The sequence below is a fragment of the Achromobacter sp. GQ309 genome, assembly GCF_059759315.1.
This window is the reverse complement of the sequence record NZ_JCAXDP010000009.1, coordinates 104,153-121,484: the sequence shown is the minus strand read 5'-3', so window position 1 is coordinate 121,484 and position 17,332 is coordinate 104,153. Positions and strand designations below refer to the sequence as shown.

The following is a 17,332-nucleotide window of genomic DNA, read 5'->3' as shown; positions in this document are numbered from 1 at the left end:
GGTCAGGGCTGCGGATTCATCGCCGTGGAAACCAGCACGTAGATCGCCAGCCCCAACATGATCGCGCCCAGAATGCCCTGCTGCGCGCGCAGGAACCACGGATTGCGCGCGACCCAGCCGCGGATGCGCGACGCGCCGTACGCAAAGCAGCTGCCGTAGGGCAGGCTGAGCGCCTTCATCGTGATGCCCAGCACCAGCATCTGGATCCAGACCGGCCCATTGTCCGGCGAGGTGAACTGCGGCAGGAAGGCGATCATGAAGAGCAGCACCTTCGGATTGAGCAGGTTGGTGATGAAGCCCTGCCAGAAGGCGTCGCGCGCGTCGCCCGGCCGGGCCGCCAGCGATACCTCGGCGGCGTTCGCGCACCGGATCATCGCCTTGATGCCCAGGTACCCCAGATACAGGCCGCCCGCCGCCTTGATGCCGACGAAAAGCGTGGGAAAGGTTCGCAGCACGGAAGCCAGGCCCAGCACCACGGCCGGAACCTGGATGAAACCGGCGGCCACGTTGCCCAGCACGCTATGGAAGGCGGGCCGAAACCCTTGCGTCATGCCGCGCGACAGCGTTAGGGCCATGTCGGGGCCGGGCGTGAGCTTCAAGGCCGCGTCGGCGGCCAGGAACAGCAGGAAAAGCTGGAGTGAGGGCATTGCAGGGTGCTGCGTGGAAATTCCCGGCGGCGCGGGCGGAGGGCTCCCAGTGTAAGCAAGCGGCTTGAATAATTCCTGCGTCCGGCACGCTCGAAATGAAGTTTCCCGTCAAATTCTCGACGGTTTGCGTCGTAGCCACGATTAGAATCGGCCGATACCCGCAACCTGCCCGATGTTTCACCTAAAAAGCGTTCCGAGCGCCCCATGGAACTAGACGATTTCGACCTGCAGATCCTGCAAAGCCTGCAAGAAGACAACCAGCGCACCAGCCAGGACGTCGCGCAACGCGTGAACCTGTCGCCCGTGTCCTGCCTGCGCCGCATGAAGCGGCTGCGCGACGCCAAGGTGGTGACGGCCGACGTGTCCGTCGTGGACCCCGCCGCCGTGGGACGCGGGATCACGATGGTGGTGCTGGTGTCGCTGGAAAGCGAGCGCGCCGACAAGCTCGACCAGTTCAAGCGCGCCATGCAGACCGCGCCCGAGATCATGCAGTGCCTGTCGGTGACGGGCGAGGTCGACTTCGTGCTGACGCTCACCATGCGGGACATGGCGGAATATGAGGTGTTCGCGCAGCGCCACTTTTGGGGCAATCCCAACGTGAAGCGGTTTTCGACGCTGGTGGTGATGAGCCGGGTGAAGAATGGGCTGACGGTGCCGGTGATGGCTGGGGAGTGAACCGGCGCACCGGGCGGCATGGGCGCTCATGCGTGCGCGCAACCGGCCGCTCAAGCCCCTGACGGCTGGCCGCCGTCCCGGCTGCCGGTTCGCGCGGGGCCAGGCCCGTGCGGGTCGGCCGGCCAGGCCGCGTGGAGCGCACGGCCAGCTTCTTCCGAAACACTGCGCAAGTGCAGGTCCCGCTGCGGAAAGGGGATCTGGATGCCCGCATCCCGCAGCGCGTCGTACATCCGCGCCAGCATGTCGCTGCGGATCTCGATCCACCGGTCAAAGTCGTAGGTCCACGCGCGCAAGCTGAAATCCAGTGTGCTGGCGCCAAAGCCCATGAAGAGCACCATGGGCGCAGGCTCCGTGACCACGCCCGGCGTCTGCCGCGCGACGTCGTCCAGCAGCGCGAGCACCTGCCGCGGGTCGGTGCCGTAGGCCAGGCCGATGCTGATCTCGATCCTGCGGCTGCGGTCCAGCATCGTCCAGTTGGTCAGCTTGTCGGACAGCAGCGTGCCGTTCGGGACGATCACGTCGGCGCCGTCGAACGTCTTGATACGGGTGGCGCGCATGCCGATATCCCTTACCTGGCCCGACGTGCCGCCGATCTCCACGACATCGCCGGGCTGGATCGGCCGTTCGAACATCAGGATCAGGCCCGACACGAAGTTGTTCACCACGCCCTGCAGGCCAAAGCCGATGCCCACGCCCAGGGCGCCGAACACGATGGTGAGCTGGCTGGTCTGGAAACCCGCGGCCGACAGGGCGATGCCCAAACCCAGCAGCAGCACCAGGTAGTAAGACAGCGAGGCGATGCTGTTGCCGACGCCGCGCGGCAGCGACATGCGGGTCAGGACCTCGTCGTGCAGGATGAGGCGCACCGCGCGCGCGGCCCAGAAGGCTATCACGACCGAGATCGCGAAGACCAGGATGTTGCCCAGGCTGATCGAGACTTCGCCGACTTCCAGCGTGTACGACAGCACCTGCGTCACGAAGGCGTATGTGGCGCGCAGGACGCGGAACCGGTCCATGGTGTAGACCGCCCAGCCCACGATCGCGGCGGCACTGACAAGGCGGATCAGCAGCAGCACCAGCGGCGGCGCGTGTTCGCGCGCCAGCCGGAAGCGCGAAATGCCCTGACGGGCCAGCAGAAGCTGCAGCAGCGTGATGATGACGGTCACGCCCGCATACAGCACCAGCCCGAAGTAGCCGCTGCCGATGATGCCGCTGGTCAGCATCTCGGACAACGACACATTGCCGATGAGGTTCGCGCCCAGCGACACGCACAGCAGGGCTGCCGCGCACCAGGCGACGGCGCGCAAGGCGCGCACCAGCCGCTCGGAACCGGGCGGATAGGTCTGGCGCCGTCCGCGCGCCAGCAGCCACAGAATGGCCGTCAGGGCCGCCACCGCCGCCGCTACGGTCGACACACGATAGAAGAGGGTGTTGGCCAGGAACAGAAAGCCCAGCCGCTCGGCCAGGAAGAGCGCGGTGATGACCCGCGGCCAATGATCGAGATGCCGGCGGCTGGCGGGTGGAAGCAGGCGCAGCACCGGCACCGCCGCCAGCACCAGGGCGATCTGCTGCACCATCAACGGCGCGTCCGGCTCCAGAGCCAGCACGCCCATCATCGACAACAGGACCCACGTGGAGATGGGCCGCCCGAGCACACCGGCAGCGGTTTCGCTCATGACGCCGGTGCGGATGGCGTTGCGGCTTTTTCTGGCCAGCCAGATCAGCAGCGGCAGCAGCAGCAGTTGCAAAGTGTGCAGCGCGCGCTGATTGCTGGCGCCGGCGGCGCCGTAGTCGCGCGCGAAGCGGACCTCGATGTCCAGACCTTGGCGCAAAAGGGTCATGGTGTCCTGGTCGGATCTTCCGGACCAGTCCAATGCCCAGAGCGGCGGCGAATCCACGCGCAGGAGCCGCGCATCGACATAGCTGATCGCCTCCATCACCTGACGCTGGCCTGCCTTGATCTGTTCCTCGATCGCGTTGGCCCGCTGTTCCAGTTCGACCTGGCGCGACAGCGGCACGGACAGCGCCTGGCTGGCCGCCAGCAACTGCGCGATCACCACGTCGACGCGGTCGGCCAATGCCGCCGGCAGCCCCGCCGCGCCCGGCGCGTCCTTGATCGCCTGCCACGCCGTGCGCCGGCGCAGCAGCTCGGCCGCGTCGCTCGCGTACCAGGCCGTCGCCTGCCGCATGTCGGCCCGCCAGCGCGCCAGCCGCCGCACGTCAAAGAGCCAGTGCCGCTCCAGGCTTTCGAGCCGCATGATGGGAAAGTTGCGCAGCTGGGCCGGCTGGAATTCGTAGAGCTTTTCGTCCGCGGACTTGGCGATGGCATCGAGCGGCGGCATCAGCGCGCTCAACGGATCCGCCGTCGCCGCGCGCTGCAACACGCCCTCGGCGTATCGCAAATCCGTGTCCGCCCGCAGCGGAATCTCGGCCATCTGGATCGCGGCGGGCGGCGCGGCAGGCGCCGGCGTTTCCGCTGCAAGCGCCACACGCGCCCATCCCAGCACCAGGCCAAACAGCCAGAAGAGGATTCGTGCGCGTGCGCGCATGTTGCGACTCCGTGGTGGGGGACGGACGTGCGGTTACTTGGGATCGACTGCGAAACGGCGGCATGTCACGATATCGCGAAATGCGGCGGGCTAGAAGGGCTGTTGCGGGAAGAGGGACGCACGAGTGCGGGAGGCTGCGATTCGGAAGCCGCCTCTGGCGCTGAGCGCCGCATGTAGCAGTTGCAAAAAACCGGTTCATGGGTGATATTCGCTATTCGCGAATAGCGAATATGCTCATGGACCTGAAGCCTCAAGACCTCCTGGTATTACTCAAGGCTGCTGCCCACCCGCCGCAGCATTGGACCTACGCTGCGCTGGGTTCTGCGTTGCACATGAGCGCCTCGGAGGCCCACGCAAGCGTCAAGCGGGCGGTCGCGTCAGGGTTGGCGGTGGCGCCGGCACGCGGTAAATGGCGGCCGGTAAGAGGGAATATTCTGGAGTTTGTCGTCCACGGTGTGCGTTATGTCTGGCCGGCGACGCCGGGGCCGGTCAAGCGTGGCATTCCGACTGCCTTCGGCACCGAGCCGCTAGCCAGCCGCTTGAACGCCGCGCCAGGGGAGGCCCCCGTCTGGGCGTATCCCACGGGCGTGGCCAAGGGACCAACGCTTTCGCCGCTGTATCGGACGGCGCCGCAGGCCGCGCTTGCGGATCCGGCCCTGCACCGCATGCTGGCGTTGGTGGATGCCTTGCGCACAGGCAGAGCCCGTGAGCGCGACCTCGCTACGCAACTTTTGGAGGCCGAACTGATGCGCGCCGATGCAGGAGTCTTAGATGCGAACGGATGACCCAAACTTGCCCTATTTACGTAGCATCGCCAGGGCGCTGGGCGAATTGCGGGAACAAGTTGTATTTGTCGGCGGAGCTGTGGCGGGCCTTCTGATCACGGACCCTTTGGCGGACCCTGTGCGTGCGACGCGCGACGTGGACGCTGTGCTGGAGGCCAATCGTGCAGCGTTTCATAGGTTCGAAGAAGCCGTTGCGGCGCGTGGGTTTGCGCGCGATGTCAGCAGTGATGTCATTTGCCGCTGGGTGCATAAGGAATCCGGCGTGCTTTTCGATCTCATGCCCGTTCAGCCGGAGATCCTAGGCTTCTCCAATCGCTGGTATTCCTACGCGGTCGAGACGGCTGGCGATATGGAGCTGGAACGGGGGGTGACGATCAAGCTGATCAGCGCCGTCGCCTTTGTCGCGACGAAGCTAGAGGCATTTGCTGGCCGGGGGGGAGGTGACTTTATGAACAGTCACGACCTGGAAGATATATTGAACATTGTGGATGGGCGTGAGGAATTGGCGGCGGAACTTGCCGCCTCGCCTGCGCCGTTGCGCCAGGCCATGGGCGCCGCGATCTCCAAGCTCGTCGAGAATCCCGACTTGGCGAATGTGCTTCCAGGACTTCTTGCCGAGCCGGAGCGTGCCGATCTCATCATGGAACGCCTGAAGACGTTAAGGGGCTGAGATCGGGTGCTGAAATCGGGGGCTGGGCCTGCGTGACCGTTCACCGGGCGTGAGCGCGCAGGACGTGCACGGTGGTGGCTGCTGTTCACGCGGGGTTTCGAAGCGTAGCTCTTTGGCAGACGGCAGTCGTACCCATCATGAGATTGGCGAAGCGTCGGCAATCTGCTCATAAATTGCTCAATATTGTGCAGATAATGAGTAGATTAACGCCGACTTAGGTCGCTAGCGTCGCAGTTCGGGCGGTTCTCAGTCGTAACCGTAAAAGGAATCCTGGAAGTTGCCCGCCTCGACTTCGGCAACTTCTGGGCGCTCCTTGAACCAGCGGACGACAGATTGCCGTTGCTCTTCGGTTGGAGACCCCGCTCCGGCAAGCACTATGCCACCGATCTCGCCTTCGTTGAAGCCGCCGGCAAAGTAAAGGTTGCAGGATTCAATCCACGCAATGAACTCATTGAGGAACGCGTCTTCATCGATGCCGCTAACGAGCGAGCCGCGCACTTCGAAATGGAGCTCTTGGAATTCGCCAACGTGCAACTTCTTGCGCTGTCGGCGGTTCAGCTGGCGCATGCGGCCATTCACCGGTGCAATCGATCGATATTTACGCACGGAGACCTCGCGGGCGATGAAATCGAGGAGATGTGATGGAGGCTTGTGTGCGGCGGCGTACAACTGCACGTCCCCGCGGCGGCCCCATCCGCTGGCTGTCGGGGAAGCAGCATCCCGATCTGGGAGAAACAATCCTCGGCATGGCGAAGATCTGAATTTTTTGGTGGCCTGGGGCGGAATCGAACCACCGACACAAGGATTTTCAATCCTCTGCTCTACCGACTGAGCTACCAGGCCAACGAAGCCCGCCACTATACACAAAATGTCGGGACACGTGGCGGCGTTTAGCGCCGCCACTAACAAAATACGGGCGGCCTGTAGCGCCACCACTAACAAAATACGGGCGGCGTGTAGCGCCACCACTAAAAAATACGGGCGGCGCAGCGACGCCATCAACAAAAAACCCAGCGCAAGGCTGGGCTTTTTGTGGGAACCGAAGCTCCCGGAAATTCTTTTGGTGGCCTGGGGCGGAATCGAACCACCGACACAAGGATTTTCAATCCTCTGCTCTACCGACTGAGCTACCAGGCCAACGAAGTCCGCAACTATACACAATTTTTTGGCGTTGTGCCAGCCGGGCGGGGGAAGCGTCGCTTTTTTTCGTGACCCGGCACGCGATGTCGCCGTACAGGGGCAGCAAAGCGGTCAACTGTTGCCTACAAGGCACGATTGGGCGCCAACTGTCCGCGATTGGGGACGGGAATGGCCTGGGGATAACCCGCAGGAGTATAATCGTCAGCGGTTTTGCTGTTACAGCCGGATGCTTTCCCGCCTTTGACGCGCGACAAGCGGGCTGCGACGCATTGTTCTTATAGTGGCAGTACTTAACGCTTAGCCGCGGGTGGCTTTCCGCCATCCCTCACACATGTCGGTAGCTGTCCTTGCCTTCGGTCTGAATCACACGTCCGCGCCGGTGTCGGTCCGCGAACGCGTGTCCATGCCCGTTGATCTGGTCAAGCCCGCCCTCGAAGGCTTGCGTTCGGCATTCGGCGGCTCCGTCCGCGAAGCCGCCATCCTGTCCACCTGTAATCGCACCGAGATCTACTGCGCGGCCGACGGCCACGTGGCGGATCAGTTGCCCGCCTGGCTGGCTGAACACAACCGCCTGGACGCCGGCACGCTGCGCCCGCACCTCTATCGCCATCATCAAGACGACGCCGTGCGTCACGCCTTCCGCGTGGCAAGCGGCCTCGATTCCATGGTGCTGGGCGAAACCCAGATTGTGGGCCAGATGAAGGACGCGGTGCGCGCCGCCGGCGAAGCCGGATCCCTCGGCACGCTGCTGCACCAGATGTTCCAGCGCACCTTCTCGGTCGCCAAGGAAGTCCGGTCGCAAACCGCCATCGGCGCCGAATCCGTGTCCATGGCCGCCGCCGCGGTGCGTCTTGCCGAGCGCGTGTTCGGCAACCTGGACCAGGCCCGCACGCTGTTCATCGGCGCGGGCGAAATGATCGAATTGTGCGCCACGCACTTTGCCGCGCAACGTCCGCGCAGCATGGTGGTGGCCAACCGCACGGCCGAACGCGCCGAACTGCTGGCCAACCGCTTCTCGGCCAGCACGATGAAGCTGTCCGACCTGACCGAGCGGCTGTCCGAGTTCGACGTCATCGTTTCCTGTACGGCAAGCTCCCTGCCCATCCTCGGCCTGGGGATGGTTGAACGGGCTACGCGCCTGCGCCGTCACCGCCCGATGGTCATGATCGATCTGGCCGTGCCGCGCGACATCGAACCCGAAGTCGGCCGTCTGGACGACGTCTATCTGTACTCGGTGGATGACCTGGGCCGGCTGGTGCAGACCGGCACCGACGCGCGCCGCGCCGCGGTGGTGCAGGCCGAAGCCATCATCGAAACCCGCGTCCAGGGCTTCATGCACTGGATGCAATCCCGCGAAGTGGTGCCCGTCATCCGCGACCTGCACCAGGCTGCCGAAGACGTCCGCGCCGCCGAGCTGGAACGCGCCCGCCGCCTGCTGGCGCGGGGCGAATCGCCCGAAGCCGTGCTCGAGCAGCTGGCCCACGGCCTCACGCAAAAGTACCTGCACGGCCCGCTTGCGGCGCTGAACCGCAGCGAAGGCGACGACCGCAAGCAACTGCTTGCCTGGATGCCGCGCCTCTTCCCCGGCCGCGACTCCCGCCGTTAGCGGCTCTGCCCCACGCCCCGCCTCCTGGCGGGCGTTCGCTTTGTGGGCGCCCGCTTTCTCTGTTTTCTCTTTTGGTCCTCCCCTCATGAAATCTTCCATGCGCAGCCGGCTGGAGCATCTGTGCCATCGCCTGATCGAGGTCGATGCTCTGCTTGCCGAACCGGAAACCGCGTCCGACATGGACCGCTTCCGCAAGCTTTCGCGCGAGCGCGCCGAACTGGAACCGGTGGTCGAAGCCTTTACCGCGTTCGCCCGCACCGAGGAAGACATCGCGACCGCGCAGGAGATGCTGTCCGAGCCCGACATGAAGGCCATGGCCGAAGAAGAGATCAAGACCGGGCGCGTCAAGCTGGAATCGCTGGAAGCGGCGCTGCAGCTTCTGCTGCTGCCGCGCGACCCCAACGACGGGCGCAGCGTGTTCCTGGAAATCCGCGCGGGCACGGGCGGCGACGAGAGCGCGCTGTTCTCGGGCGACCTCTTGCGCATGTACACGCGCTACGCGGAACAGCGTGGCTGGCGCGTGGAACTGATGTCGGAAAGCGCGTCCGAGCTGGGCGGCTACAAGGAAGTGATCGCGCGCATCGACGGCGACGGCGCGTATGGCCGGCTGAAGTTCGAATCGGGGGCGCACCGCGTGCAGCGCGTGCCGGCGACCGAGGCGCAGGGCCGCATCCACACGTCGGCGTGCACGGTGGCCATCATGGCCGAAGCCGATGCCATGTCCGAAATCGTCATCAATCCCAGCGACCTGCGCATCGACACCTTCCGCGCCAGCGGCGCGGGCGGCCAGCACATCAACAAGACCGATTCGGCCGTGCGCATCACCCACTTGCCGACCGGGCTGGTGGTGGAATGCCAGGACGACCGTTCGCAGCACCGCAACAAGGACAAGGCCATGCAGGTGCTGGCCGCGCGCCTGAAGGACAAGGAAGAGCGCGAGCGCCAGAGCAAGGAAGCCGCCGAGCGCAAGAGCCTGATCGGCACGGGCGACCGGTCCGAGCGCATCCGCACCTACAACTATCCGCAGGGCCGCGTGACCGATCACCGCATCAACCTGACGCTGTACAAGCTGCAGCAGATCATGGAAGGCGACCTCGAGGAACTGACCGGCGCGCTGATCGCCGAGCATCAGGCCGAGCAGCTTGCCGCGCTGGGCGACGACATTTAAGGCCGACGCCATGACCGCGCCCCAGATCAAGAGTCTGCTGCTCGACGCGCGGCTGCCGCGCCTGGAAGTGCGCATGCTGCTGGAGCACGTGCTGAACAAGCCCCGCGCGTGGCTGCTGGCGCACGACACCGATCCGCTGGCGCCCGAAGTGGCGGCGGCGTATGAGGCGCTCGCGCAGCGCCGGTTGGCGGGGGAGCCCATGGCCTACCTGCTGGGTCATCGCGAATTCATGGGACACCGGTTCCGCGTGACGCCCGACGTGCTGATTCCCCGCCCCGATACCGAGGTGCTGGTGGAAACCGCGCTGGAATGCATCGATGGCATCACCGGGCCGATGGTGCTGGACCTGGGCACGGGCAGCGGCGCGATCGCGGTGTCGATCGCCCTGGCGCGCCGTGACGCGCGGGTGATGGCGTCGGACGTCAGCGCGGCCGCACTGGCGGTGGCTGCCGGCAACGCCTGGGATTTGACGGCCGCGGTGCGCTTCGTGGAAGGAAGCTGGTACGACGCGGTGCCGGCCGGCGAAGGGTTTGATCTGATCGTGTCGAATCCCCCCTATGTGGCCAGCGACGATCCGCATCTGGATCAGGGCGACCTGCGCTTTGAGCCGCGGGGGGCGCTGACTGATGGCGCGGGCGGACTGGAAGATCTGGCGCGTATTGTCGAAGGCGCGCGCGCCCATCTGAAACCCGGCGGCTCGCTTTGGATGGAGCATGGCTGGGATCAGGCGGAGCAGGTACGGGACATGCTCCGCCAGGCGGGGTTCGCAGATGTGCACAGCCGCCAGGACCTGGCGGGGATCGAGCGGATCTCGGGCGGGCGTTTGCCGGTCTCCGGTGCCTGAGCGCAGCGCTCGGCCCGACATTTGCTGTTGCATCTGCCGGATATACCGGCGCCGCGCCGGGGTAATCGGGCGCTTTTCCCGGCTGTACCTATAATTGACCCATTCCGTTTTGCCTGTCCAAGAGACCACCATGAGCGACGTTCAAGAATTCATCCGCGAAACCGTTACCCAGCACCCCGTCGTGCTGTTCATGAAGGGCACCGCCCAGTTCCCGCAATGCGGGTTCTCCGGCAAGGCCATTCAAATCCTGAAGGGCTGTGGCGTGAAGAAGCTCGTCACGGTCAATGTGCTGGAGGACGACGAAGTCCGCCAGGGCATCAAGGAATTCTCCAGCTGGCCCACCATTCCGCAGCTGTACGTGTCCGGCGAGTTCATCGGCGGCTCGGACATCATGAATGAAATGAACGAGTCCGGCGAACTGAAGACGCTGCTGGAGCAATCCGGCGCCACGGCTTAACGCCATCATGCGGCGGCTCGTCGTCGGCATCACGGGCGCCACCGGCGCGCTCTACGCGGTGCGCATGCTGCAGGCGCTGCGCAACGTCGAAGACGTCGAGTCGCATCTGGTGGTGTCCGCTTCTGGCGTGCTGAACATCAAGCATGAACTCGATGTCAGCCGCCAGGACGTCTATGCGCTGGCCGACCACGTGCACAGCATTCGCGACGTGGGCGCCACGCTGGCCAGCGGCGCGTTCCAGACCGCGGGCATGGTGATCGTGCCGTGCTCGATGCGTACGCTGGCGGCGGTGGCGCATGGCCTGTCCGATAACCTCATCACGCGCGCCGCCGACGTCACGCTCAAAGAGCGCCGCCGCCTGGTGATGATGGTGCGCGAGACGCCGTTTAATCTGGCGCACCTGCGCAACATGACGGCCGTGACCGAAATGGGCGGCATCGTGTTTCCGCCGCTGCCGGCGTTTTATCACCGGCCCAAGTCCATCGATGAAATGGTGGACCACACCGTGGCCCGCGTCCTGGAAATGTTCGACATTGTCGTGCCCGGTCCGCACTGGGAAGGCACTTAGCAGGTTCTCGCCTTCGCGTTGCCGCAAGGCTTGCGCTTGATGCGCGTAGTGCAACGATCGCAGACGGCCCCGCTTGAGCGGGGCCGTCTGCATCAGGGCGGTTCTTATTCCACCAGCCCCATCCCATTCAGCGCGGCCAGATTCTCCGGCCATTTGCGCGCCCGCGCATTTTGCAGCTCGATGCGCGCCCAGGCCATCCATCCGGCCCATTCAATCCGTTTATCCCACGCGGTGCCCCACGCCTGAAGCGCGGCTAGCCCAGCGGCGGCGTGCTGTTCCGCGGCCTCGAATTCTCCGGCCGTCAGCGCCAGTTGCGCCAGCAGCAGGCGCGGCTCGCCCACCCAGGGGTTGTGTTCGACCGCGGCTTCCAGCATGTGCCGCGCGCTGTCCATTTCGGTCAGCGGGTGCATGCGCGTGATGACCTGCCAGTACAGCGCGCTGGCCGCCGCTTCGTCGCGCGGGCTGAGCGTGGCGCGGCAGTGGTCGAACGCGGGCGGGATGGGAATGCCGGTGTCCTGCGGCATGCGCGATAGCGGCGCCAGCAGATGGGACAGCATCGACAGGATGTTCGACGGCGGCTTTAACGGGCCGGGCCACAGCGACGAGGCCCAGTTCGTTTTCAGGTCGCGGCGCTGCTGCTGCGGATAGCCCGCGAAGATCTCGTCCTGCCAGCTGTGCCATTGCTCGCCGATGTCGGCGGCGGACACGACGGTGAACGCCGCGACCTGGCGCGGCGTGAAGGTGAAGACCTGTCCATCGGCGCCTTCCAGCGTCAGGCCTTCCGGTCCCGTGCCCTGGCCTTGCAGGATCGCCTGCACGAAGCGCGTGCGCGGCATGGCGCAAAAGAGACTGACCCATTCCTCGGCTTCGGTGCCCAGCACGTCGCGCAGCGTGTTGCGCTCGCGTTCGCGGTCAAACAACGTGAGGTCTACGTATTCGTTGCCGTAGACGCTGTGGAACAGGCCCAGGAGGCGCACTTCGCGCGGCTGGTTCCAGAGCGCCAGCGTGCGGTAGACGCCCAGCAGATGATGCTTGAACGTGCCGGCCTTGTGCCAGTCTTCGCCCGCGCTGCGTGCAAACAACAGGTCGAGCAGGACGGGCAGGTCGGCGTCGACGGCGGCGTAGTGGTCGGCCAGCAGCGCGCGCGCGTGCGGGTGGAGTTCGGGGGTAGTCATGGTTGGCGGGTTGGTTGGATGAAAGCAGGCTCTATTGTGTCCGCATGCGCCAGCGCTGTCATCGCGGTGTTTATATCGAAATCCGCATATCAATATGAATATTCATCGCTTCCGGTTTTGAAGCGTGCTCACTAGAATCCGGGGTCATTGTTCCAATCCTCAATCGTTTAAACCTCTAGAGACTTTCCCATGCGCCTTCGCCATTCCCTCGCCGTTTTTGCCACCATTCTCGGTTTTGCCGGCACCTCGGCGATGGCGCAGGACGCCGAGCTGAAAGTGGGCGTCACCGTCGGCCCGCACGCGCAGATCGGCGAAGTCGTGCAGCAGGTCGCCGCCAAGCAGGGCCTGAAGGTCAAGCTGATCGAGTTCAGCGACTTCATCCAGCCCAACGCCGCGCTGGACGCCAAGGAGCTGGACGTGAATATCTACCAGCACAAGCCCTTCCTGGAATCGCAGAACAAGGCGCGCGGCTACAAGCTGGTGCCGGTGGCGACCGCGGTGGTGCAGCAGATGGGCATCTATTCCAAGCGCGTGAAGTCGCTGGACGATCTGCCGCAAGGCGGCAAGGTAGCCATCCCGAATGATCCGACCAACGGCGCCCGCGCGCTGCTGGTGCTGCAGGCCGCCAAGCTCATCAAGCTGAAGGACGGCGTGACGGTGACGGCGTCGATCTTCGATATCGCCGAGAACCCCAAGAACCTGAAGTTCGTCGAGATCGAGGCCGCGCAACTGCCGCATTCGCTCAAGGACGTGGACGCCGCGGCCGTGAACTCGGCGTACGCCATCCCCGCCGGCCTGTCGCCCGCCAAGGACGCGCTGGTGCTGGAAAGCAAGGACGCGCCGTTCGCGCCCGTCGTCATCGCCGCGCGCGAAGACAACAAGAACGATCCGCGCATCGCGCGCTTCATCAAGGCCTACCAGTCCGACGAGGTGAAGGCCTTTGTCGCCAAGCAGTTCCCGGGCGCCTACACGACCTCCTGGTAAACAGGCTATCGAGACTTGCGAAGCCGGGCGCGCGACGTCCGGCCTCCGTCAGCCTTCGCCTACGCGCGCGCCAGCCACGTCTGCACCTCATTCTCCAATCCTTCCTGCAGCACCTGCGCCGGCGCGCTCATGGCGCGGTCGCGCGACCACACCACCGCCAGCACCGGATCCTCCAGCGCCAACAGTTTGCGCGTCACCAGACCCTGACGCTCGGCGTAATGCGCGCCCAGGCTTTCCACGATGGCGACACCCAATCCCTGCGCCGCCAGCGCGCAGGCGGCCGACGACTGCGCCGCCTCGATGATGGGGCGATAGGGCAGTCCGCGCGCCTCCAGTGCCTGGCGCGTCGCGCGGCCGGCGGGTAGGGCGGGGGCGAGGACAATCGGTCCCGCCTCGGCCACCTCGTCCAGCGTCAGATCGGTTCGCTTCGCCCATGGATGGTCCTGAGGCATCACCGCATGCAGTCCCAACGGCGCGAGCCGCAGGCTGGACACCCGGTCGATGTCCGGCGGCGAGCCGATGATGATGCCCAGATCGATGCGGTGATCCACCGCCATCTCGATGATTTCCAGCGCGGTGCCGGCGCGCACGGTCACGGCAACCGCCGGATGTGCGCGGCGCACGCCGGCCAGGGCAGGAGGCAGCAGACTGGACGCGGCGATGGCGACGGCGCCCACGTCCAGCCTTGCCAGCGCGCCCTGGCGGATGTCGACTGCCAGCCGGTCGACTGCCTCGATGCCGGCCAGCGCATTGAGCACTTCGGGAATCAGCGCGCGGCCCTGGCTGGTCAGGTGCAGCCGGCGGTTCTCGCGGCTGAACAGCGCAAAGCCCAACCGCGTTTCCATGTCGCGCAGGAGTGCGCTGGCGGCGGGCTGCGTCATGTTGACCGAGGCGGCTGCGGCGGTGACGGTATCGAGCCGGTACATGGCGCGCAGCAGCAAGAGTTCTCGTCGATTGAACATATGAAATTCATATGGAAATAGTCAATTCATCTATTTGACCATATGAACTGGCGGCCGCCAGAATAGCCCATCGCATTCTGCATTTCGACGCCTCACTGCCATGCCCGCCAACACCATCGTTTCCGTCACCTGCATTCCCTTGCGCCTGCCGTTCCATCACTGGAGCCCGTCGCCGCTGTTCGCGGGCCGTCCGCGCGACAAGCTCGACAGCGCGCTGGTGCGGGTGCAGACCGAAGACGGCACGGTGGCCTGGGGCGAGTCGTATTGCGTGGAGCCACGCGCGTTGCCCGCAATCTTCGAAACCCTGATCGCACCGCTGGCCTGCGGGCGCGACGCGGACGACGACACGCTGCTGCCGGGCATGCAGCGCACGCTGCACAACCTGGGCCGGTCTGGTCCCGTGGTGCACGCGCTGGCCGGGCTGGACATCGCGCTGTGGGACCTGCGCGCCAAGCGCGCCGGCGTGCCGCTGTACAAGCTGCTGGGCGGCAAGCGCCGCGAGCGGGTCCGCGTGTATGCATCGCTGCTCCAGTATTACGGCAACGCCGAGCGCCTGGACGCCGTGACCACGCAGGCCCTGAACGAAGGCTATACCGAGATCAAGCTGCACGAGCGCACCGCCGACGCGCTTGCCGCCGTGCGCCGCAGCACGGGTCCCGGCGTGCCGATCATGGTCGATACGAACTGCGCGTGGCTGCCGGGCGAAGCCGAAGCCGCCATCGAGGCCATGCGCCCGCATGATCCGTTCTGGATCGAAGAACCCTTGTGGCCGCCGGAAGACGATCGCGCGCTGGCACGCCTGAAGCAGGCCTGCGGCATCCCGCTGGCCGTTGGCGAGAACGCCAGCAGCGCCACCGATCTGGAGCGCGTGGTGGACACGGAAGCCGCGCAGTACGTGCAGCCCAGCGTCATCAAACTGGGCCTGACCGCCGCGTGGCGGATTGCGCAGAAGTGCGCGGACTCAAGCGTCATCTGCGCGCCGCAGGTGGCGTTCTTTGGCCCCGGCTATCTTGCAAGCCTGCACTTGATCGCCGCGCAGCAAGACGAGGTGTCGTTGGAACGCCTTTACGTCGAACTCGCGCACGTGCCGTACGGACGCAGCGTGCCCATCGAGAACGGCTGGGTCAACGTGCCGGACGCACCGGGGCTGGGCGCGGATCCGGAAGCGGCACTTGCCGAGGGCCAGTACAGCGCCTGAACCCTGACCCGTAAAAAGCCAAACGCCAGACCGCCAAGAATCCACAGGCCCGCAGAGGCCGCAAAGAACACGAACCCGGAGACAAAGACATGCACCCATCGCGCAGAACCTTCCTGATCAACAGCGCCGCTATGGCAGCGGGCGCCGCCGTGTTGCCGTGGTCCTTCGCGGCACGGGCCGCGCAGTACCCGGACAAGGCGGTCCGCCTGTACATCCCGTACCCGCCGGGCGCGGCGACCGACACGCTGGGCCGCATGGCGGGTCAGGTGTACGCCGAGGCGCTGGGCCAGCCCTTCGTCGTGGAAAACCGCGGCGGCGGCGGCACCACGATCGGCACGCGCGCGCTGGCGGTGTCCGCGCCGGACGGCTACACCATCGGCATGGTCGACTCCACGTTCACCATCAATCCCGCGCTGCTGGGCGACCGTCAGCCGTACGACGCCATCAAGGATTTCGCGCCGATCTCGCTGATGGCGACGGCGCCCTTCGTCATGGTGGTGCACCCGTCGGTCAAGGCGACCGACATTGCGTCGTTCCTGGCGCTGGCCAAGTCGCAGCCCGGCACGTTGTCGTTCGGGTCGGCGGGCGTGGGCAGCGGGCCGCATCTGGCCGGTGAGCAACTTCGCCAGCAGGCGGGCGTGGACGTGCTGCACGTGCCTTACCGCGGCGGCGGCACCGTGATCACCGACCTCCTGGGCGGCCAGGTGCAGTTCGGCTTTGCCACCGTCCCGACGCTGCTTGAACACATCAAGGCCGGCAAGCTGCGCGCGCTGGCGGTCACCAGCCCGCAACGCACAAGCCAGTTGCCCGACGTGCCCACGTTTGCCGAGGCCGGTCTGCCGGGTGTGGATATCTCGCCGCTGTTCGGCGTGATTGCGCCGGCCGGCGTGCCGGAGCCGATCATCGAGCGCCTGTCGCAGACGCTGGGCGAATCCGTGCGCAAGGGCGCGCTGCGCGACAAGCTGGCCGGCCTGGGCTTTCAGCCGGTCGGCAGCACGCCGGCGGAATTCGCGCAGCGCATCCGTGACGACGTGGCCAAGTGGACCGCCGTGGTTCAGCGCGGAAACATCAAGGCCGAATAAGCCGAGCCGGCTCAGGCGTACTTGCCTGTCAGGCCGCCATCCACGAGCAGTTCGGTGCCGGTGATGTAGGACGCCTCGTCCGACGCCAGGAAAGCCACCGCATTGGCGACCTCCCATGGCGTGCCCATGCGTCCCATCGGCACCTGCCTGTCGCGCGCCGCGCGCGCGGCGTCCAGATCGTTCGCATCGAACATCTTTGCGACATTGGCGGTGACGCGGGGGGTGTCGATCAGGCCGGGTATGACCGTGTTTACGCGGATGCCGTCGGCGGCGTACTGCTGCGCGGCCATGCGCGCAAAGTGGATGACCGCGGCCTTGCTGACGCTGTAGGCCAGATGCGGATAGCCGGTGTACCGGATGCCCGCAATGGAAGAGACGGCCACGATGGCGCCGCCGCCCTGTACACGCATGACGGGCGCCAGCAGGCGCGTGGCGATCAGCAGGCTGGTCACGTTCACCTGCTGGATGCGGTCCCAGTCCGCGATCGAGATGTCTTCGGGGCCGCCGACCTTGCCGATGCCCGCGTTGGCCTGCAGGATGTCGATGCGGCCAAAGCGGCGCAACGCCGCGTCGACCGCCGCCTGCATCGCGTCCGGGTCGGCCACGTCGGCCTGCACAGGCAGCGCGCTGCCGCCTGCCGCTTCGGCCTCATGCGCGGCCTCTTCGGCGGCGGTCAGGTTGGCGTCCAGGGCGATGATGGCCGCACCTTGGCGCGCCAGCGTCACGCAGCTTGCCTTGCCGATGCTCCAGCCGGGCGCGGACGTGCCCGCGCCGGCGACCAGCGCAACCTTGCCGGCCAGGCGCGCGCCGGACAGCGGGGCA

The 17,332-nt window shown here is 65.9% G+C and carries 17 protein-coding genes and 2 tRNA genes; 11 read left to right on the top strand and 8 right to left on the bottom strand.

Features of this window, described 5'->3' with window-relative positions; all coding sequences use genetic code 11:
* Window positions 1-2: 2 nt before the first annotated feature.
* On the bottom strand, window positions 3-647 hold the full coding sequence (locus tag AC6CIE_RS25155) for a LysE family translocator (RefSeq protein WP_175122136.1): 645 nt from the start codon (window positions 645-647) through the stop codon (window positions 3-5).
* A gap of 204 nt (window positions 648-851) precedes the next feature.
* Between AC6CIE_RS25155 and AC6CIE_RS25150 the strand changes: the two genes are divergently transcribed.
* Complete coding sequence (locus AC6CIE_RS25150; RefSeq protein WP_498094473.1) at window positions 852-1,322, top strand: Lrp/AsnC family transcriptional regulator; 471 nt, start codon at window positions 852-854, stop codon at window positions 1,320-1,322.
* Window positions 1,323-1,372: 50 nt separating this feature from the next.
* Here the strand turns inward: AC6CIE_RS25150 and AC6CIE_RS25145 are convergent, their stop codons facing one another.
* Window positions 1,373-3,871: a mechanosensitive ion channel family protein gene (locus tag AC6CIE_RS25145; protein ID WP_498094471.1), complete on the bottom strand. Its 2,499-nt coding sequence runs from the start codon at window positions 3,869-3,871 to the stop codon at window positions 1,373-1,375.
* Window positions 3,872-4,107: 236 nt separating this feature from the next.
* Here AC6CIE_RS25145 and AC6CIE_RS25140 point away from each other — a divergent pair, with 236 nt between their 5' ends.
* Window positions 4,108-4,656, top strand: a complete 549-nt coding sequence (locus AC6CIE_RS25140; protein ID WP_279973898.1) for a hypothetical protein — start codon at window positions 4,108-4,110, stop codon at window positions 4,654-4,656.
* Window positions 4,643-5,326 (top strand): hypothetical protein, encoded by a 684-nt coding sequence (locus AC6CIE_RS25135; protein WP_498094469.1) that lies wholly within the window; start codon window positions 4,643-4,645, stop codon window positions 5,324-5,326. Before AC6CIE_RS25140 ends, AC6CIE_RS25135 begins: the two co-directional genes overlap by 14 nt.
* Before the next feature lie 246 nt (window positions 5,327-5,572).
* Here the strand turns inward: AC6CIE_RS25135 and AC6CIE_RS25130 are convergent, their stop codons facing one another.
* The 3 genes from AC6CIE_RS25130 to AC6CIE_RS25120 form a co-directional block, all read right to left on the bottom strand.
* Window positions 5,573-6,001, bottom strand: a complete 429-nt coding sequence (locus AC6CIE_RS25130; protein ID WP_498094467.1) for a YggL 50S ribosome-binding family protein — start codon at window positions 5,999-6,001, stop codon at window positions 5,573-5,575.
* Between the two features lie 92 nt (window positions 6,002-6,093).
* Window positions 6,094-6,169, bottom strand: a tRNA-Phe gene (locus AC6CIE_RS25125).
* Window positions 6,170-6,387: 218 nt separating this feature from the next.
* A tRNA-Phe gene (locus tag AC6CIE_RS25120) sits at window positions 6,388-6,463 on the bottom strand.
* 334 nt (window positions 6,464-6,797) lie between these two features.
* On the opposite strand from AC6CIE_RS25120, the gene hemA reads away from it, so the two are divergent.
* From hemA to AC6CIE_RS25095, 5 genes are all read left to right on the top strand, one after another.
* On the top strand, window positions 6,798-8,072 hold the full coding sequence (hemA, locus tag AC6CIE_RS25115) for a glutamyl-tRNA reductase (protein ID WP_056559840.1): 1,275 nt from the start codon (window positions 6,798-6,800) through the stop codon (window positions 8,070-8,072).
* 85 nt (window positions 8,073-8,157) lie between these two features.
* The gene (prfA, locus tag AC6CIE_RS25110) at window positions 8,158-9,240 is read left to right on the top strand and encodes a peptide chain release factor 1 (protein ID WP_175122139.1); all 1,083 of its coding nucleotides are present in this window, start codon (window positions 8,158-8,160) and stop codon (window positions 9,238-9,240) included.
* A 10-nt stretch (window positions 9,241-9,250) separates the two neighbouring features.
* Window positions 9,251-10,084 carry a peptide chain release factor N(5)-glutamine methyltransferase gene (gene prmC / locus AC6CIE_RS25105; protein WP_239214942.1) on the top strand — a complete coding sequence of 278 codons (834 nt, stop codon included), beginning with the start codon at window positions 9,251-9,253 and terminating at the stop codon, window positions 10,082-10,084.
* Between the two features lie 130 nt (window positions 10,085-10,214).
* Window positions 10,215-10,541, top strand: a complete 327-nt coding sequence (gene grxD / locus AC6CIE_RS25100) for a Grx4 family monothiol glutaredoxin (RefSeq protein ID WP_056319914.1) — start codon at window positions 10,215-10,217, stop codon at window positions 10,539-10,541.
* 7 nt (window positions 10,542-10,548) lie between these two features.
* Window positions 10,549-11,109, top strand: coding sequence for a UbiX family flavin prenyltransferase (locus tag AC6CIE_RS25095; RefSeq protein WP_175139516.1), 561 nt, complete (start codon window positions 10,549-10,551; stop codon window positions 11,107-11,109).
* Between the two features lie 104 nt (window positions 11,110-11,213).
* Here AC6CIE_RS25095 and AC6CIE_RS25090 read toward each other — a convergent pair whose 3' ends face one another.
* Window positions 11,214-12,284, bottom strand: a complete 1,071-nt coding sequence (locus AC6CIE_RS25090) for a DUF6817 domain-containing protein (protein WP_279973907.1) — start codon at window positions 12,282-12,284, stop codon at window positions 11,214-11,216.
* 189 nt (window positions 12,285-12,473) lie between these two features.
* Between AC6CIE_RS25090 and AC6CIE_RS25085 the strand changes: the two genes are divergently transcribed.
* Window positions 12,474-13,268: a MetQ/NlpA family ABC transporter substrate-binding protein gene (locus AC6CIE_RS25085; protein ID WP_175139518.1), complete on the top strand. Its 795-nt coding sequence runs from the start codon at window positions 12,474-12,476 to the stop codon at window positions 13,266-13,268.
* 59 nt (window positions 13,269-13,327) lie between these two features.
* Here the strand turns inward: AC6CIE_RS25085 and AC6CIE_RS25080 are convergent, their stop codons facing one another.
* Window positions 13,328-14,230 carry a LysR family transcriptional regulator gene (locus tag AC6CIE_RS25080; RefSeq protein ID WP_498094465.1) on the bottom strand — a complete coding sequence of 301 codons (903 nt, stop codon included), beginning with the start codon at window positions 14,228-14,230 and terminating at the stop codon, window positions 13,328-13,330.
* 100 nt (window positions 14,231-14,330) lie between these two features.
* On the opposite strand from AC6CIE_RS25080, the gene AC6CIE_RS25075 reads away from it, so the two are divergent.
* Window positions 14,331-15,428, top strand: a complete 1,098-nt coding sequence (locus AC6CIE_RS25075; protein WP_218342659.1) for a mandelate racemase/muconate lactonizing enzyme family protein — start codon at window positions 14,331-14,333, stop codon at window positions 15,426-15,428.
* Between the two features lie 89 nt (window positions 15,429-15,517).
* Window positions 15,518-16,510, top strand: coding sequence for a Bug family tripartite tricarboxylate transporter substrate binding protein (locus tag AC6CIE_RS25070; protein WP_239214954.1), 993 nt, complete (start codon window positions 15,518-15,520; stop codon window positions 16,508-16,510).
* A gap of 11 nt (window positions 16,511-16,521) precedes the next feature.
* On the opposite strand, the gene AC6CIE_RS25065 is transcribed toward AC6CIE_RS25070, so the two are convergent.
* Window positions 16,522-17,325: an SDR family NAD(P)-dependent oxidoreductase gene (locus AC6CIE_RS25065; RefSeq protein ID WP_498094524.1), complete on the bottom strand. Its 804-nt coding sequence runs from the start codon at window positions 17,323-17,325 to the stop codon at window positions 16,522-16,524.
* Window positions 17,326-17,332 lie beyond the last annotated feature (7 nt).

Bases quoted from the DNA above. Each gene is read 5' to 3' on its own strand.
- AC6CIE_RS25150 (WP_498094473.1), top strand. From the start codon at position 852: ATGGAACTAGACGATTTCGACCTGCAGATCCTGCAAAGCCTGCAAGAA.
- hemA (WP_056559840.1), top strand. From the start codon at position 6,798: ATGTCGGTAGCTGTCCTTGCCTTCGGTCTGAATCACACGTCCGCGCCG.
- AC6CIE_RS25075 (WP_218342659.1), top strand. From the start codon at position 14,331: ATGCCCGCCAACACCATCGTTTCCGTCACCTGCATTCCCTTGCGCCTG.
- AC6CIE_RS25145 (WP_498094471.1), bottom strand. From the start codon at position 3,871: ATGCGCGCACGCGCACGAATCCTCTTCTGGCTGTTTGGCCTGGTGCTG.
- AC6CIE_RS25090 (WP_279973907.1), bottom strand. From the start codon at position 12,284: ATGACTACCCCCGAACTCCACCCGCACGCGCGCGCGCTGCTGGCCGAC.
- grxD (WP_056319914.1), top strand. From the start codon at position 10,215: ATGAGCGACGTTCAAGAATTCATCCGCGAAACCGTTACCCAGCACCCC.
- AC6CIE_RS25155 (WP_175122136.1), bottom strand. From the start codon at position 647: ATGCCCTCACTCCAGCTTTTCCTGCTGTTCCTGGCCGCCGACGCGGCC.
- AC6CIE_RS25080 (WP_498094465.1), bottom strand. From the start codon at position 14,230: ATGTTCAATCGACGAGAACTCTTGCTGCTGCGCGCCATGTACCGGCTC.
- prfA (WP_175122139.1), top strand. From the start codon at position 8,158: ATGAAATCTTCCATGCGCAGCCGGCTGGAGCATCTGTGCCATCGCCTG.
- prmC (WP_239214942.1), top strand. From the start codon at position 9,251: ATGACCGCGCCCCAGATCAAGAGTCTGCTGCTCGACGCGCGGCTGCCG.
- AC6CIE_RS25095 (WP_175139516.1), top strand. From the start codon at position 10,549: ATGCGGCGGCTCGTCGTCGGCATCACGGGCGCCACCGGCGCGCTCTAC.
- AC6CIE_RS25140 (WP_279973898.1), top strand. From the start codon at position 4,108: ATGGACCTGAAGCCTCAAGACCTCCTGGTATTACTCAAGGCTGCTGCC.
- AC6CIE_RS25070 (WP_239214954.1), top strand. From the start codon at position 15,518: ATGCACCCATCGCGCAGAACCTTCCTGATCAACAGCGCCGCTATGGCA.
- AC6CIE_RS25085 (WP_175139518.1), top strand. From the start codon at position 12,474: ATGCGCCTTCGCCATTCCCTCGCCGTTTTTGCCACCATTCTCGGTTTT.
- AC6CIE_RS25135 (WP_498094469.1), top strand. From the start codon at position 4,643: ATGCGAACGGATGACCCAAACTTGCCCTATTTACGTAGCATCGCCAGG.